This is a genomic window from Mucilaginibacter limnophilus, assembly GCF_004005815.1.
Taxonomy (GTDB): Bacteria; Bacteroidota; Bacteroidia; order Sphingobacteriales; family Sphingobacteriaceae; genus Mucilaginibacter; species Mucilaginibacter limnophilus.
Map to the genome: position 1 here is coordinate 118,840 of NZ_SACK01000005.1, position 14,196 is coordinate 133,035.

The 14,196-nt window shown below is 42.3% G+C and carries 17 protein-coding genes and 1 tRNA gene; 10 read left to right on the forward strand and 8 right to left on the reverse strand.

The window, feature by feature from the left end:
- Positions 1-129: 129 nt before the first annotated feature.
- The 4 genes from EOD41_RS21265 to EOD41_RS12750 form a co-directional block, all read right to left on the reverse strand.
- Positions 130-516: a phage integrase SAM-like domain-containing protein gene (locus EOD41_RS21265; protein WP_127705749.1), complete on the reverse strand. Its 387-nt coding sequence runs from the start codon at positions 514-516 to the stop codon at positions 130-132.
- Positions 517-568: 52 nt separating this feature from the next.
- Entirely contained in the window at positions 569-745 is a 177-nt protein-coding gene (locus EOD41_RS21270; RefSeq protein ID WP_127705751.1) for an Arm DNA-binding domain-containing protein, read from the reverse strand.
- A gap of 238 nt (positions 746-983) precedes the next feature.
- Positions 984-1,058: transfer RNA gene (locus EOD41_RS12745), tRNA-Val, on the reverse strand.
- A 101-nt stretch (positions 1,059-1,159) separates the two neighbouring features.
- The gene (locus EOD41_RS12750) at positions 1,160-2,686 is read right to left on the reverse strand and encodes a sialate O-acetylesterase (RefSeq protein ID WP_127705476.1); all 1,527 of its coding nucleotides are present in this window, start codon (positions 2,684-2,686) and stop codon (positions 1,160-1,162) included.
- 280 nt (positions 2,687-2,966) lie between these two features.
- Here EOD41_RS12750 and EOD41_RS12755 point away from each other — a divergent pair, with 280 nt between their 5' ends.
- From EOD41_RS12755 to EOD41_RS20930, 10 genes are all read left to right on the forward strand, one after another.
- Positions 2,967-3,332, forward strand: a complete 366-nt coding sequence (locus tag EOD41_RS12755; protein ID WP_127705478.1) for a transmembrane 220 family protein — start codon at positions 2,967-2,969, stop codon at positions 3,330-3,332.
- The gene (locus tag EOD41_RS12760) at positions 3,329-4,066 is read left to right on the forward strand and encodes an EboA domain-containing protein (RefSeq protein WP_127705480.1); all 738 of its coding nucleotides are present in this window, start codon (positions 3,329-3,331) and stop codon (positions 4,064-4,066) included. The genes EOD41_RS12755 and EOD41_RS12760 overlap by 4 nt, the downstream gene beginning before the upstream one ends.
- Positions 4,067-4,081: 15 nt before the next feature.
- Positions 4,082-5,062 (forward strand): TatD family hydrolase, encoded by a 981-nt coding sequence (locus EOD41_RS12765; RefSeq protein ID WP_127705482.1) that lies wholly within the window; start codon positions 4,082-4,084, stop codon positions 5,060-5,062.
- A gap of 2 nt (positions 5,063-5,064) precedes the next feature.
- Complete coding sequence (gene eboC, locus EOD41_RS12770; protein ID WP_127705484.1) at positions 5,065-5,952, forward strand: UbiA-like protein EboC; 888 nt, start codon at positions 5,065-5,067, stop codon at positions 5,950-5,952.
- Positions 5,953-6,003: 51 nt separating this feature from the next.
- On the forward strand, positions 6,004-7,167 hold the full coding sequence (locus EOD41_RS12775; RefSeq protein ID WP_127705486.1) for a 3-dehydroquinate synthase: 1,164 nt from the start codon (positions 6,004-6,006) through the stop codon (positions 7,165-7,167).
- Between the two features lie 12 nt (positions 7,168-7,179).
- A complete protein-coding gene (gene eboE, locus EOD41_RS12780) occupies positions 7,180-8,376 on the forward strand; it encodes a metabolite traffic protein EboE (RefSeq protein WP_127705488.1) in 1,197 nt (398 codons plus the stop codon).
- Positions 8,377-8,383: 7 nt separating this feature from the next.
- A complete protein-coding gene (locus tag EOD41_RS12785; protein WP_127705490.1) occupies positions 8,384-9,733 on the forward strand; it encodes an alkaline phosphatase family protein in 1,350 nt (449 codons plus the stop codon).
- 84 nt (positions 9,734-9,817) lie between these two features.
- On the forward strand, positions 9,818-10,495 hold the full coding sequence (locus EOD41_RS12790; protein WP_127705492.1) for an MCP four helix bundle domain-containing protein: 678 nt from the start codon (positions 9,818-9,820) through the stop codon (positions 10,493-10,495).
- A 58-nt stretch (positions 10,496-10,553) separates the two neighbouring features.
- Positions 10,554-10,889: a cupin domain-containing protein gene (locus tag EOD41_RS20925; protein ID WP_205780556.1), complete on the forward strand. Its 336-nt coding sequence runs from the start codon at positions 10,554-10,556 to the stop codon at positions 10,887-10,889.
- Entirely contained in the window at positions 10,890-11,108 is a 219-nt protein-coding gene (locus tag EOD41_RS20930) for a hypothetical protein (protein ID WP_205780557.1), read from the forward strand. It abuts the gene before it with no gap.
- On the opposite strand, the gene EOD41_RS12800 is transcribed toward EOD41_RS20930, so the two are convergent.
- The 4 genes from EOD41_RS12800 to EOD41_RS12815 form a co-directional block, all read right to left on the reverse strand.
- The gene (locus EOD41_RS12800; protein WP_127705494.1) at positions 11,105-11,389 is read right to left on the reverse strand and encodes a GNAT family N-acetyltransferase; all 285 of its coding nucleotides are present in this window, start codon (positions 11,387-11,389) and stop codon (positions 11,105-11,107) included. The genes EOD41_RS20930 and EOD41_RS12800 overlap by 4 nt on opposite strands.
- Positions 11,390-11,465: 76 nt before the next feature.
- Positions 11,466-12,116, reverse strand: coding sequence for a DUF1349 domain-containing protein (locus EOD41_RS12805; protein WP_127705496.1), 651 nt, complete (start codon positions 12,114-12,116; stop codon positions 11,466-11,468).
- 47 nt (positions 12,117-12,163) lie between these two features.
- The gene (locus EOD41_RS12810; RefSeq protein ID WP_127705498.1) at positions 12,164-12,766 is read right to left on the reverse strand and encodes a DUF4202 domain-containing protein; all 603 of its coding nucleotides are present in this window, start codon (positions 12,764-12,766) and stop codon (positions 12,164-12,166) included.
- A complete protein-coding gene (locus EOD41_RS12815) occupies positions 12,759-14,195 on the reverse strand; it encodes a rubredoxin (protein ID WP_127705500.1) in 1,437 nt (478 codons plus the stop codon). Before EOD41_RS12815 ends, EOD41_RS12810 begins: the two co-directional genes overlap by 8 nt.
- Position 14,196: the final 1 nt, after the last annotated feature.

Sequence of the window (14,196 nt, forward strand, 5' to 3'; positions counted from 1 at the left end):
GAATATAAAGATGGCGAAACAGCCGACTTGAGAAAACAATATTGATAAGGTAAGATCAATAAATATGAAGTGATTTAAAAAAGCGCTTGGGCTGAACGGTGAGATCCTGGCAGCCCAAGCACTTAATGCTTAATAATACTGCCATGCAGATGAAAAGCCTGTACGTTCTTGTTTGAACACAATATCTAAAGACGGATATTTACTTCTATCCGCTAATTTTGCCTTTATCGCTTTGTTATAAATCGCACTTAGAGTCCGAAAGTAATTGCTTATTGTGTTGGGCTTAATTCCTTCCTTCAACAAATGCCTTTTGAACCCATCCAGTAACTTATAATCAATGTCGTTAAACCTAAGTCTCAGATTTGAGGCAAATGCTGTAAAACGGTTGATCGTTGTACGATATACTATAGCGTTTCCAGTTTGATTAATCTGTAGCATTTCCTCAACTAGCAGGTTTGCAAAATCAGCGAAGTAGGTTGTATTATTAGTCTGAAGCTTTGCGCTACTTCCATTCAGCTGTTTTTAAGTTCGTCGAATGAGAACTCGTTATTAGCAACAAGATTTAATGCTAAATTCTGTATCTTGCTGTAAAATCTGTAATAGTTTTATTAAACACCTGGGAATTCGGATGCGTAGAGCGAACCCGTAGAGCTGCATCATCCCACTGTTTGGCATGAACTCTCACTCCGGTGTTGAATGATGTGTTTTTCCTGTTGAACGTTACCCTTACGGTTACAGGGTAAATTAAATCTGATTTTCTCTTTTGTCATTCAAAAGAATCTTGAAGTAAACCATAACTGGAGATTTATGGTCAACTGCTGTACTAACATGATTTTGTAGGTAACCATTTTGAAATTTTTGGTTACTCCGCTGCACAAGCAATGTGCGAACAATGCGCGAACATCTCAGGTAGTTTAACGGCTATCGAGGCCTGGCTTACAAACAAAAAGCCCCTCGGATCTCTCTGAAGGGCTTTATTTGTGTGGGAGCAACAGGATTCGAACCTGTGACCCTCTGCTTGTAAGGCAGATGCTCTGAACCAGCTGAGCTATGCTCCCATCGTTTTGGGACTGCAAATATAGAAACCTTAGTTATTTGTTCAAAAAATATTTTAATTTATTTTACAAAGCTTTGTAGGTTAACCAATTAAATTAACTTGTCATTCCCAATTGTCCGTCCTGAACATCTCTGCAGGCAACCCGGCACTGTTTTGCAAGTTAGTAATGCCAATGTTTGTAAACGCGTACCGTATGGCTTGTACCGGTAGCGGAGTACCTGCCGGTATGCTAACAAGCACCTTGTCTCCACTTATTGTGGCATTACCTTTACGGAATATCTTATCGGTACCTGCCACAAAAAATAACTGTGCAAGCGGCTTGTTATCTTTAGTTGTAAGTCCTTGGGCTGTACCAGGCACAAAACTGATGCTTATAATATTACCATTAATGGTGTGCGAGGCATAACGCGGCCCGTTCCAAACAACATCACTTTGCGAATATGTTTGGTTAAGGGCGATATAAGCCAGGCGTTCTCCTACCGGGCGCTTATCTTTGGGGTGTATTCTAAACGCTTCGCCAACATCAGTGGTAAAAGCCATACCCGTATTAGGTGTTACATGCCGTATCTTTTCCTGCGCTTCGCGGAATATTGAATAATCATACAAAACGGGGTCGCCGCCCCATGGGTTCGATGTAAAAAAATCTTCAGCATATGGTGCAACCTGCACATAATAAAAAGGCAATTCGGGTTGGTTGAACGCTTTACGCCACCCTTGTATCATTGATGAGGTAAGTAAAGTATAATTACTTGCCGGGATGTTATGCCGGTTATTTTCTCCCTGATACCATATAAAGCCTTTAACAGCCATATTTCGCAACGGATATATCATGCCGTTGTATAATTGCGACGATCTGTTTTTGCCGTTATAAAACGAATTCAAAGTAGGATCGGCTTGTAAGGTTTCTTTGTCAGTCCACGACTCGCAATCCGTACCACCCACACTCGATACAATTAGTCCGACGGGAACTTTTAATCGCGTATAAAGCATCCGCCCGAAAAAATATGACACAGCACTATGATTTTTCACAGTTTGAGGGTTGCACATCTGCCATTTAGCAGCAGTACGAATATTTTCCTGAGGCTGAGTGCTAAACCAGTCGTCGACATTTGTAAGCCTTATCTCCGGAAAGTTGGCAGATGCAATTTCGGCCTGATAATTTATTACCCCTTCATAACCAAACCACGGACTAACCGAATCAACCGGCATATCCATGTTCGACTGACCGGAGCAGATCCAAACATCGCCAATCAAAACGTTGCTCAGGGTATCCGGCTTAATGCCGTTTACACTGCTGACAATGGTTTGAGGCACATTTATAGCGCCGGTAGCAGGCAATGTTATTTTCCAAGTACCGTCAGTTTGCGCAACGGTTGTAAATATTGAACCGCTCCAGCTTGTCTTAACAGTAACAGTACGTCCGGCAGAAGTTCTACCCCAAATGGAGAATGGCTTATCGCGTTGTATTACCATGTTATCGCCAAAAACATTGGAGACGGAAAAAGCGCTCGCGTTAACTGTATCCTGCTCAATTGGGGGAGTGTTTATTTCCGGTGAAGGTAGAACGGTTGTTTTACTACAACCTAACAGGGCGAATACAATAAGTATGCTGGAAAAGAAAACTTTCATTATAGTTGGTTTAATTGGCTGCAAACGCTTAAACGTTTTTGCAGCGACAAAATAGTTACAATATAAGGCTTTGACAAATAACAAAAGCAATTAATTACGGCAGTAAATTTATATGTAATTAAACTTGGCTATAGTTATGCTCGGATCAACTTTTTTTAAAAGCCGGATCTAAAAATGTGACATTTGTAACTTTTATGAATTATTACTTTTTGCAGACGTAATTATGCATAATTTCGTAAGTCGCAATCGATAACATCGTCGTCTGCTGATCAATTTAACTATGCTTATTGCCCTTAATATACTTTTTCTGATATCGTTTTTAGGCTTTGCCTATGTAAACCTTAATGACAATGATTCGTGGTTGTGGGTGCCGATTTATGTAAGCGCCGCGGCGTGTTGCGGACTGGCCGCTTTCGGCATGTATTATCCAATAGTGTATATATTCCTGATATCATTTTATCTTATTTATGCTGTTATTTTATTCTTTGCAAAAGATGGCGTACGCGACTGGATTACCAAATACAATAAGCCGAGCATAGTTGAAAGCATGCAGGCTACCAAGCCTTACATAGAAAAAACACGAGAGTTTTTTGGCTTGCTTATCATTGCCGGCGCATTGCTTATTAATTACTTTATTGCGCCATGAATGGGTTTGGATACAATATTGAAGCATTAAACGCAGTACTTGCTGAAGTAATTGAAGGGAGTATCTCCCCCGTGGCATGGGCATGGTTCAAACAGGTGGATACAAATAATACCACCGCTTTTTATGGTGCCTTTGCTATGATGCCGCGTAAAACCGGCAAGGCGGTTATTGATATCTCTGCCGAGCAAAAAGATATATTAAATACCATCCGGCCAGGCTTTACAATTGATAATTGGGCGACTGACAGGCTATGCCGTGTATGGTTACTTATTCAGCCGGATATAGATAAAGGAAAATATTTCAGGCAGATAGAGAACCTGTTCACTACAGGAGAGATGAAAGAACTGGTGGCTTTATATTCGGCTTTGCCGGTGTTGCCTTATCCCGAACTTTGGGTAAAGCGTTGCGCTGAGGGCATCCGAAGTAATATAGGTTTGGTGCTGGAAGCGATTATGTATCGTAATCCTTATCCGGCAGAACGCCTGGATGAAGGCGCATGGAACCAGTTGATCATGAAAGCGTTGTTTACCGATAAACAAATGCATTTGATTACCGGGCTCGACGAACGTAATAATCCTGAACTGGTATGTATTCTTATTGATTTTGCTAAAGAACGCTGGGCGGCAGGCCGCACAGTTGATCCCGCGCTTTGGGATATTGCAGCAAAGTTTACTGAAGCCGGCCTGTTAAACGAAATGAAACAAGGGCATTGGGAAAGCGCCGGTGCTATTTAAATTATTGAAAAAGATATGTGTTGCAGCCTTAACATAGAAGACAGGCAGGTACCTGCCGGGAAACCCGAAGCGTTTGATATTAGTGCCGTTAAGGGAATGAAGTTTTTTGACCCGCACGTGCACATGACATCGCGCACCACTGATGACTATCAGGCTATGGCTGATGCCGGTGTGGTAGCTTTGATAGAGCCCGCTTTCTGGCTTGGGCAGCCGCGTACAGGTGTCGACAGCTTTAAAGATTATTATAGCAGCCTGGTTGGTTGGGAACGATTCCGCTCATCGCAATTCGGCATAAAGCATTACTGTACCATAGGCCTGAATTCTCGCGAAGCTAACAATGAAGCTTTGGCTGAACAGGTAATGGAAGTGCTGCCGCTATTTATTTATAAAGATGGTGTGGTAGGCATAGGCGAAATTGGTTTTGACGACCAGACCGCCGCCGAAGATAAATATTATCGCGCACAGCTTGAATTGGCTAAAGAAGCCGGTTTACCCGTGCAGATACACACACCGCACCGCGATAAGAAACGGGGCACCCAACGCAGCATGGATATAGCCATTGAACATGGACTCGACCCATACATGGTGATTATTGATCACAACAATGAGGAAACGGTTAAAGAAGTACTTGATCGTGGTTTTTGGGCGGCATTTACTATCTATCCATTTACAAAAATGGGCAACCAACGCATGGTTGAAATAGTAAAACAATACGGCTCCGAGCGCATCATGATCAACTCGGCTGCCGACTGGGGTATAAGTGATCCATTAGCAGTGCCTAAAACAGCTGCTTTGATGAAGCTGAATGGCATAAGTGAGAAAGATATCGAGCTGGTTACTTATAGCAACGCCATTACAGCTTTCAGCCAAAGCGGACAGATAGATGAGGCTGATTTTGCGGTGTCTGTTGATCAAAGCGCTAAGTTTGAAGGCAACACTGTGTTGCGCGGCGGTCAGCAGCCACGTATTGATAAATCTTCAATTATCATCAGCTAAACGTGGGCAAAGCTATACACTACCTGCGTTTAATGCGCCCTGCAAACATCGTCACTTCGGTGGCTGATGTACTGGCAGGTGCTGCTATCGCCGGTGCTTTTACAGACGGGTTTGCCGCCGGTACTTACTGGCCTGTTGCAGGTTTGTTATGTATAAGTACAGCTTGCCTGTATGCCGGCGGTATAGTATTTAACGATGTTTTTGATGCCGAGCTGGACAAGGTTGAACGTCCTGAACGCGCCATACCGAGTGGCATCATCACCTTAGGAGCTGCTGCACGGCTGGGTACGCTACTGTTGTTTTTGGGCGTTTTTATCGCTTCGTTTTGCAGCTTTGAGGCCGCGGCTTTAGCAATGGTCATTACGTTTTTTGCCTTACTGTATAACAAAATCAGCAAGCATCATGCGTTTTTTGGTCCGCTTAATATGGGCTTGTGTCGCGGGTTAAACTTATTGCTTGGAATAAGCGTAATACCCGGTGCCTTACAGCATTGGTACCTTTTAGCTGTTGTGCCGGTCGTTTATATATTTTCAATAACCATGATAAGCCGTGGTGAGGTACATGGCGGCAACAAAACCAACCTGTACATTGCTGCAGGCTTATACGGAATAGTTACTGGAATTATCCTGTATTTTATATTTGTTAACCACAGGTGGTGGGCGCTGGTATTTTTGCTGCCGTTTTTATGGATGATCATGAAACCGCTGTCAAAGGCGATTATTGATCCCGTAGGTAAAAACATTGGTGCGGCGGTAAAGGCCGGTGTAATTTCTTTGATACTGATGGACGCTGCATGGGCGGCAACTTTCAGTACGTTGTATATTGCATTGATAATTGCCTGTTTGCTGCCGTTATCATTATGGCTGTCAAAAATATTTGCAGTTACTTAATTATTATTTAAAGCGTTATATGTTTAGCATATAACCCGGATTGTGTTTTACATGGAGCATTTACATCAATCGTTTACGATTAAATTTGAATATAACGTTTACTTCACCACAGGGCTGTTTGATACAGCGAATACCCTCTTCAGCGATTTTTTGCTGAAAAATAACACGGCCGAAGTACAGCGTAAGATATTTTTTGTTGTTGACAGTGGGGTTGCTGAAGCGCACCCTGAACTAAATACTCAGCTAAAAGATTATTTTTATGCGCATCCCGGTATACAGCTTATACCTGATATACTTATCGTTCCGGGTGGTGAAGGCGTGAAAAACGATCCTATTTACTTTGAACAGGTTGTTGAAGCGGTGAATACTTATGGTATAGACAGGCATTCGTACATTGCCGCCATCGGCGGCGGATCAGTGCTTGACATGGTTGGTTATGCCGCCGCGGTGTCGCACCGTGGTATCAAACATATCCGTATTCCAACAACCGTGCTGTCGCAAAACGACTCAGGAATTGGCGTGAAAAACGGTATTAACTACTTCGGCAAGAAGAACTTTTTAGGAACCTTTGCGCCGCCTGTAGTTGTATTTAATGACGATAGTTTTCTGCTTACTCTTAGCGACCGTGACTGGCGTTCAGGGATTTCTGAAGCAATAAAAGTAGCCCTGATAAAGGATGCTGAGTTTTTCACCTGGCTTGAAAATAATGCGGCGCTACTGGTTCAGCGTGATATGCCAACCATGAATTACCTGGTATGGCGATGCGCACAACTGCATATAGAGCACATCGCGTCGAAAGACCCGTTTGAAAGTGGTTCTTCCAGACCCCTTGATTTCGGTCACTGGAGCGCACATAAGTTAGAGTACCTGAGCAATTTTGAAGTCCGCCACGGTGAAGCTGTGGCCATGGGCATCGCTCTTGATACCGTTTATTCTCAGCTTTCGGGCAGGCTATCGGTAAATGATAGTAACCGTGTTATAAAATTGCTTCAAAACCTTGGTTTTGATATCATTCATCCATTGCTTGAGGTGCACCGTGATGACAGCCCGATACTAACCGGTTTTGAAGAGTTTAGGGAGCATCTTGGAGGACAACTAACCATAATGCTGCTAACCGCCATAGGTGTTGGTGAGGAAGTGCACGAGGTAGACGTAGAATTGTTAAAACAGGCCGGGAAATTGCTGCATAATCTGCAGCATCAACAGGTGCAATAAAAATTATTATCCATGAAACTTTCAGCCGGGCATTTAACTTATTGCACCAACATACACGCCGGGGAAGACTGGTCGAGTCACTTCGCTGCATTGAAACAAAACTTTCCGGAAATAAAAAAAGAGCTATCGCCTGACGCGCCAATGGGCATTGGTTTGCGCCTGTCGAATATCGCCAGTGTAGAGATTTTGCTTGGTGATAACATGGCCGAATTCAAACAATGGCTACAAAAGAATAATGCTTATGTGTTTACCATGAACGGTTTTCCGTACGGCGGTTTTCATCATACTGTGGTTAAAGACCAGGTGCACGCGCCAGATTGGACTACTGATGACCGGCTGGCTTACACCATAAGATTATTCCACATATTGGCGGCGCTGCTGCCCGAAGGCATGGAAGGCGGCATTTCTACCTCACCGCTAAGCTACCGACATTGGTTTGATACTGAAGAAAAACTTGCTGAAGCAAAAGTCACGGCTACCAAGCATATTTTAGCTGTTGCTGAAGAATTGTACCTCTTGAATAAGCAAACCGGCATTTACATGCACCTTGATATTGAGCCGGAACCTGATGGCATACTGGAAACCGGACGAGAGTTTATCGACTGGTTTGAACAGGATTTGTTACCGCGGGGCATTATCCATTTTACCGAAAAATTAAAATTAACCATTGCAGAAGCCGAAGAGTTAATTAAGCAACATATAACTCTGTGTTTTGACGTATGCCATTTTGCAATAGGTTATGAACGATATGCTGAAGTGTTAAACGAGCTTCAGCAAAAAGGCATTAAAGTTGGCAAAATACAGGTAAGTGCTGCGCTAAAAGCCACTTTTAGTAATGATAACAGTGAGGCTGTATTAAATGAATTCGCAAAGTTTAACGAGCCAATATATCTGCACCAGGTAATTGCTAAAGTAGATGGCGAACTGTTACGCTACTCCGACTTGCCTGATGCTTTATCGGCTGTTGACGAAGCTGAAGAATGGCGTGCCCATTTCCACGTACCGGTTTTTCTGGAAAACTTCGGTCTGTTGCAGTCAACTCAATCCGATATTGTAGAAGTACTCTCCATACAAAAGAGCAACACTTTTACATCCCATCTAGAAGTGGAAACGTACACCTGGGGCGTATTACCTAATGAAGATAAATTGCCTATAGCGCAATCAATCTCCCGCGAACTGGCATGGGTAAAAAACGAACTAACAAACTGATATCGCTATGAAAAAAACGGTAGTTATTGATATTGTCGGCCTTTCGAAATCTGTAATTGGTGAGCATACGCCGTTTTTGCAGAAATATATCGCCCAAAACAACATTACTACTATTGAGCCGCTACTGCCTGCAGTAACTACTTCGGTGCAGTCGGCTTATGTAACCGGTAAGTGGCCTGCTGATAACGGTATTGTGGGCAATGGCTGGTACGACCGTATTGATAGCGAAGTAAAGTTTTGGAAGCAATCGAACAAGCTTGTTCAGGGCGAAAAAATATGGGACAAGGCGAAGAAGGAAGACCCATCGTTTACCTCGGCAATGATGTTCTGGTGGTATAACATGTATTCTACTACCGATTTTTCAGTAACACCGCGACCCAATTATTTGGCTGATGGCCGTAAAATGCCCGATTGTTATTCATACCCCGCAGAACTGCGTGATGAATTGCAGGCAAAGCTGGGTACATTCCCGTTGTTTCAATTTTGGGGACCCGGCGCAAACATTAAATCAAGCAAATGGATTGCTGACGCGTCGATGTTTACCGATGATAAGCACGATCCTACATTAACGCTGATCTATCTGCCACACCTGGATTACTGCCTGCAGAAATTTGGCCCTGATACTTCAAAAATTGGTACAGAATTAAAAGAGATAGATGATCTTGTTAAAGAACTGGTTACTTATTATGAAAAGAAAGGAGCAAAGATCATCCTCCTATCCGAATACGGCATTTCTCCTGTAAATAATCCCATTCACCTTAACCGATTATTACGCAAGGAAGGTTTACTGGGCATACGTGTAGAACGCGGACTTGAACTGCTTGATGCCGGCGCCTCAAAAGCATTCGCCGTTGCCGATCACCAGATAGCGCATATCTATATAAACGACCCATCGGTTACTGAAAAGGTTAAGACCTTGCTGCAAAACACCAAAGGTGTTGAACTGGTGCTTGACCGTGAAGCACAGAAAGCATATCATATCGATCATGAGCGTGCCGGCGACATTGTTGTAATGGCTGATAAGGATAGCTGGTTTACCTACTATTTCTGGCTGGATGACGCCGTAGCGCCCGATTATGCGCGTGTTGTCGATATACACAAAAAACCGGGATACGATCCGGTTGAAATGTTTATGACATCAAAAGCCCGTGCTGGATATAAGCTGCTGCGTAAAAAAGCCGGTCTGCGCTATGTAATGGATGTTATTCCGCTTGATGCGACTCTAATAAAAGGTTCTCATGGCCGTATAGGCGTTGATGACCAATACAAACCTGTACTTATTACATCCGGAAAGATAGATAAAACTATTGAAGCTCCTGATGTACACGATATCATCTGGCAGCATCTTAATGGCTAATCGTTCAAATTTAAACACTTTATTTCCTGATAAATAGTTATATTGTATAAACCATCAGGCATTCGCCTGTTCAATTGTATAGCTATGAAATGGACTCTTTTCATTCAGCAAAAAATGAAAGTGGCTATGCTGCTTTTTTGCGTGATGTTTTTTGTGTTGCTAACCGGCATACTCGGCAGCAAAAACCTTAATAGCATGAACCGCTCGGTTAACACCATTTACAACGACAGACTGATACCTGCCGCTGATGTATATTACATAAGCCATCATTTACATAATAAAATGGCTTTGCTTAATGATATGCTTGGCAAGAATAATGTTGATGTTAATACAGTTAACCAGCTTAAAGCAATCCATAATAAAATATCCGGCTTATTATCAGACTTTGAAAACACGTATCTGGTGAAAGGTGAAACCGCTTCTATTGCCAACTTTAAACATAGTTACTCTACTTATAATCACGCCGAGGCAACTGCCCTTGGTTTGATAAAAAGCGGCGAAGCCTCAGCTGCAAGACTGGTTTATGATAATGAACTGAAACAAGCTCATAAGGGCAGTCTAAAGGTACTGGATCAACTGATAAACATTCAGTCGAACGTAGGAAAAGATATCATCAAGCAATCAGAATTTAATGCCAATGTATTTAACTTATTATCAAAACTGCAGATTGTGGTAGCGATAGTTATTGGTGTGCTGATAACCCGGTTAGTAATGAGTTCACGTATAGCCAATATTCCTGCTGAAAACTATAAGTTGAATTAACCTTTGTAATGTTTGCTTGTTAATATTCGTCATTGATGTTAATCAACTTAACATCACAATGGCTTGTAAGGGAAAATTACTTATTAACCCGGTAACCGGGCAAAATATAAAATTCATACAAACTACTAAAGATACAAGCGGACAACTGCTTGAAATGGAAAGTACTTTTAAAGCAGGTTCGCAGCAACCAATAGAACATTATCACCCTTATCAACACGAAGATTTTAAAGTGCTTGAAGGGGAACTACAGGTAAAGATAGGAAGCGAAAGACGTACATTAAGATCGGGGGACAGCTTGCACATTCCCGCAAATCAACCGCATGCCATGTGGAATGTGAGCACTGCCAAAGCGGTAGTAAACTGGCAAGTGCGCCCTGCAATGGATACCGAATAGATGTTTGAAACCACCTGGGGACTTGCTGCTGATGGTAAAGTAAATAAAAACGGTATGCCCAATATATTGCAGGTAGCTTTAACACTCAGCAAGTATTCAGACATTTTCCGAACCGTAAAACCCTCTTATGTTACACAAAAGATTGTTTTTGGCATATTGTCGCCGATAGCATATCTGTTAGGATACCGGGCAACTTATAAAAAATATATTGATAACTAAGCTACCATACGGTTCCATTCGGGATGGCGCTTCAGGAACATCTGTACATAAGTGCACATAGGTACAATTTTGGCATTGTGTTCTTCAAGATAGGCTAACGCCTTTTCAACCAGCGCCGATGCTACACCTTTACCTTCAAGTTCGGGCGGTACGCCGGTATGCACCAGGTAATATTTATCGTTTTTATGCAGGTAATCAATAAAAGCGGTATGGCCTTCAACACCCAATTGAAATTGATGGATGGCCTCGTTATTTGTTATTTGAAGTTCTTCGTATGACATAATGCAGATGGTTAGTTTCTGCAAGTTGAGAATACTTTATCAGAATAAAAACATCTGCTATGCTTTTCAGCAATTTTTATTGGTGATTTTTCAGCCATTCAAGCCGACGCTGATCGGGCAAGTGTTTTACTGTAAAGTTTTCAAATGTTGCACGGAAGCCTTCACCGTCTGGTGATGCTGCCATTAAACCTACCATAACCGGCGCGTTATCCTGAAGCGGCGCGTTACGTGTCATGATATACGTTTTATCATCAAGAGAATAGAATATTTCAAGCGCATCAAGCCGTCTTACCACTTTTATCCATATAAACGGCGGAACTTTCTCTAATGTAGTAACACTCCAGTCGCTTTTATCATGGGTAACAACAGTGCTTACATTAAACTTGCCGTCAACAAACTCAACACCGGTTTTAATATAGTTTTTATGATCGGTACGTATCATCAGCCCCATCTGGTCAAACCGTGCTTTGTAAGCGCCTGTTAACTTTACCTTTGCCTCGAACTCGCCGCCGTATGTTGTGAAATAAAAAGGCGCATCGTCAACTGTAAAGCCATAATGTGATATTCGCCAGTAATCGCTTTTAGGCGTTACCTGCATTATCAACGCGTTGTTTTTTATTTCCCATTTTTCAGGCTCGTTAAACCATAGCATTTTTTCGAGGGTTTGAGCGGCAGCATACCGCTGAATGCTCAGCGAAAGACAGACAGTAAAAAGTAATTTTCTCATTGCCGGTAAATGTAGAAAAGGATTTTAAAACATCAACTGTTAATGTTTTAAGATTTCTTTGTGATTAACGCGACAGCCTCATTAACCAGCTTTAATCCCTCTTCACTATAATTAAGCTGAAGTGCAAAAGCGTGCCCTTGAGTATCCATTTTTAATAACGAACGATGTAAAATATTTACCATCTTTTCAGGATCATCTTCATAACGTTTCCTAAAGACTTCATACTGATATTGAAGAAACACCAAGCAAAGCGCGTTTTCAATAGTTTGCACATCCGGGTCAAGCTTAATACGCTTCTTCAGCAAAATTTCTCGCACACGCTCAACTTCCTGATCGCCATATCCTGCTTCCCTCAATAATGTTGATGCAACGTCAGCATGATGAAGTGCAAGGTTTTTGCGCCAACTCAGGTATGCTTCCCGTCCCGGCGGGTAACTTTCCCGCGGACTTTCCCATCTACCAATATGCTGGCATCGCGAAGCAAGTAATAATTCCTCATTCGCCTGCGGATCAAGCTTCAGTACCCACTCATGTAACTTCAGCGCAAAAAAATATTCCTGCGGATATTCCTGACCGTCATACACAAATACGGACGGATCTTTTTTGTTGTATTCGTCAAAAAGGGCAAATGCTATTTCTAATTTATCCATTTATTATCAACTCAAAGCTTGTTTTACCGGCTTCACAAACCGGGCATACATACGTATCAGCCAGCAATTCAAATTTTATACCCGGCGCTATATCATTAAAGCTGTCACCGTAGGTGCTGTCATAAATTGTTTTACAATGCCGGCACTCGTAAAGCTCGTGGTAAACATCGGTACTTTCTTCAACCTTCTCAACTTTTGCGGGTGTATTATTAAAATTATCTGCTGAAAGTGTATGGTAACCATTACAAAGCTCCATCAGTTCAGCGGCTAAACTATCTGCTTTTACGTTTTTTTTGTAACTGATGTATTCCTTTGAGTTTGGGTTAAAATTAACAGTGTGCAATATCTCAAATATTCCCGGTGCCTGCTTCCTCATAACCACCGAAGCCATCAGGCCTGTTTTCGGGCGTGTTTTTATCGCAAACGTCAGTCGGAAGGTACGCAGATCGGCATCCTCAAAATCACGCACCAGTTGTTGTTTAAGCATTAATCCTTCAGCACAAATATCTTCAAGCTGCCAGTTCAGTTCGTTTGAAGCGTGCCTGATGTTAAGGTGATACCTGTCAAGTATTACGCCCCACTCGGCACGGTTTGCCGATTGGATATCTTTAATCAATACCGATTTCCATGGTGTGGTGTATAATTGTCCAATACGAGTACGTATGCACAAGCTGCATACATCTTTCAAAAAGTCTATCGGGAACAACTCGGTCCGGCGATAAATACCAAGCCAATATTTGTTGGCGTATTTATTAAAGCCTTCATAATAGGGCAGAAAAAAATCGGGCAATTGCAGCGGTTCGGTAATGGGATGGGTTGTAATTTCCAGTTTTTTTGAAAGCATTGAATGGAACAATTGCTCATTCGTCTCTTGCTGATCATAAAATAAGCCACACTGCTGCATAATCAGTCCTTCAGCCACTTTACTTACAACGGGAATATCTTCGGAATAGATTAACGCTGGCCAGCAGTAAAATTGACTTGTTTTTGGGAAACGAATATACCAATACCAGTAGTTGCTCACGTTAGAACTGATAAAGTTGAAGTTACCGCTAAAAAAGGGCACAAAGGTTTGGTGCCTGTCAATAATGTTAATCTTCAGCTTAGGCTGAAAATTGAACAAATCGAAAATATCGCGGTAAACACCTTCTTTAAGCCAGCTTTCCTGACTAAAAATGTAATCGCATACATATGAGCTAACAATATTCGGATACTCGTCGGTATCTACTTCATACCTTATGCCCGTGGCCAGCATTTCGGTCTCCATATCACTCAATCGGTTAGCATCTATACTAAAGTACACCTGCTGCCGGTTTCCAAACCTGATGTTTTCAGCGCCTGCTTCGGCGGCTATTACCAGTATCTCATACAAGTCGCCGGCCGAAACAAAGCCCCCCGGAAAGTTTATTTTAATAGTGAATTGCGACATA

What these genes read in the sequence shown, in the direction of transcription:
- EOD41_RS12750 (WP_127705476.1), bottom strand. Translation starts at nt 2,686, where the DNA reads ATGAAAGTTTTCTTTTCCAGCATACTTATTGTATTCGCCCTGTTAGGT.
- EOD41_RS12755 (WP_127705478.1), top strand. Translation starts at nt 2,967, where the DNA reads ATGCTTATTGCCCTTAATATACTTTTTCTGATATCGTTTTTAGGCTTT.
- EOD41_RS12760 (WP_127705480.1), top strand. Translation starts at nt 3,329, where the DNA reads ATGAATGGGTTTGGATACAATATTGAAGCATTAAACGCAGTACTTGCT.
- EOD41_RS12765 (WP_127705482.1), top strand. Translation starts at nt 4,082, where the DNA reads ATGTGTTGCAGCCTTAACATAGAAGACAGGCAGGTACCTGCCGGGAAA.
- EOD41_RS12775 (WP_127705486.1), top strand. Translation starts at nt 6,004, where the DNA reads ATGGAGCATTTACATCAATCGTTTACGATTAAATTTGAATATAACGTT.
- eboE (WP_127705488.1), top strand. Translation starts at nt 7,180, where the DNA reads ATGAAACTTTCAGCCGGGCATTTAACTTATTGCACCAACATACACGCC.
- EOD41_RS12785 (WP_127705490.1), top strand. Translation starts at nt 8,384, where the DNA reads ATGAAAAAAACGGTAGTTATTGATATTGTCGGCCTTTCGAAATCTGTA.
- EOD41_RS12790 (WP_127705492.1), top strand. Translation starts at nt 9,818, where the DNA reads ATGAAATGGACTCTTTTCATTCAGCAAAAAATGAAAGTGGCTATGCTG.
- EOD41_RS20925 (WP_205780556.1), top strand. Translation starts at nt 10,554, where the DNA reads ATGGCTTGTAAGGGAAAATTACTTATTAACCCGGTAACCGGGCAAAAT.
- EOD41_RS20930 (WP_205780557.1), top strand. Translation starts at nt 10,890, where the DNA reads ATGTTTGAAACCACCTGGGGACTTGCTGCTGATGGTAAAGTAAATAAA.
- EOD41_RS12800 (WP_127705494.1), bottom strand. Translation starts at nt 11,389, where the DNA reads ATGTCATACGAAGAACTTCAAATAACAAATAACGAGGCCATCCATCAA.
- EOD41_RS12805 (WP_127705496.1), bottom strand. Translation starts at nt 12,116, where the DNA reads ATGAGAAAATTACTTTTTACTGTCTGTCTTTCGCTGAGCATTCAGCGG.
- EOD41_RS12810 (WP_127705498.1), bottom strand. Translation starts at nt 12,766, where the DNA reads ATGGATAAATTAGAAATAGCATTTGCCCTTTTTGACGAATACAACAAA.
- EOD41_RS12815 (WP_127705500.1), bottom strand. Translation starts at nt 14,195, where the DNA reads ATGTCGCAATTCACTATTAAAATAAACTTTCCGGGGGGCTTTGTTTCG.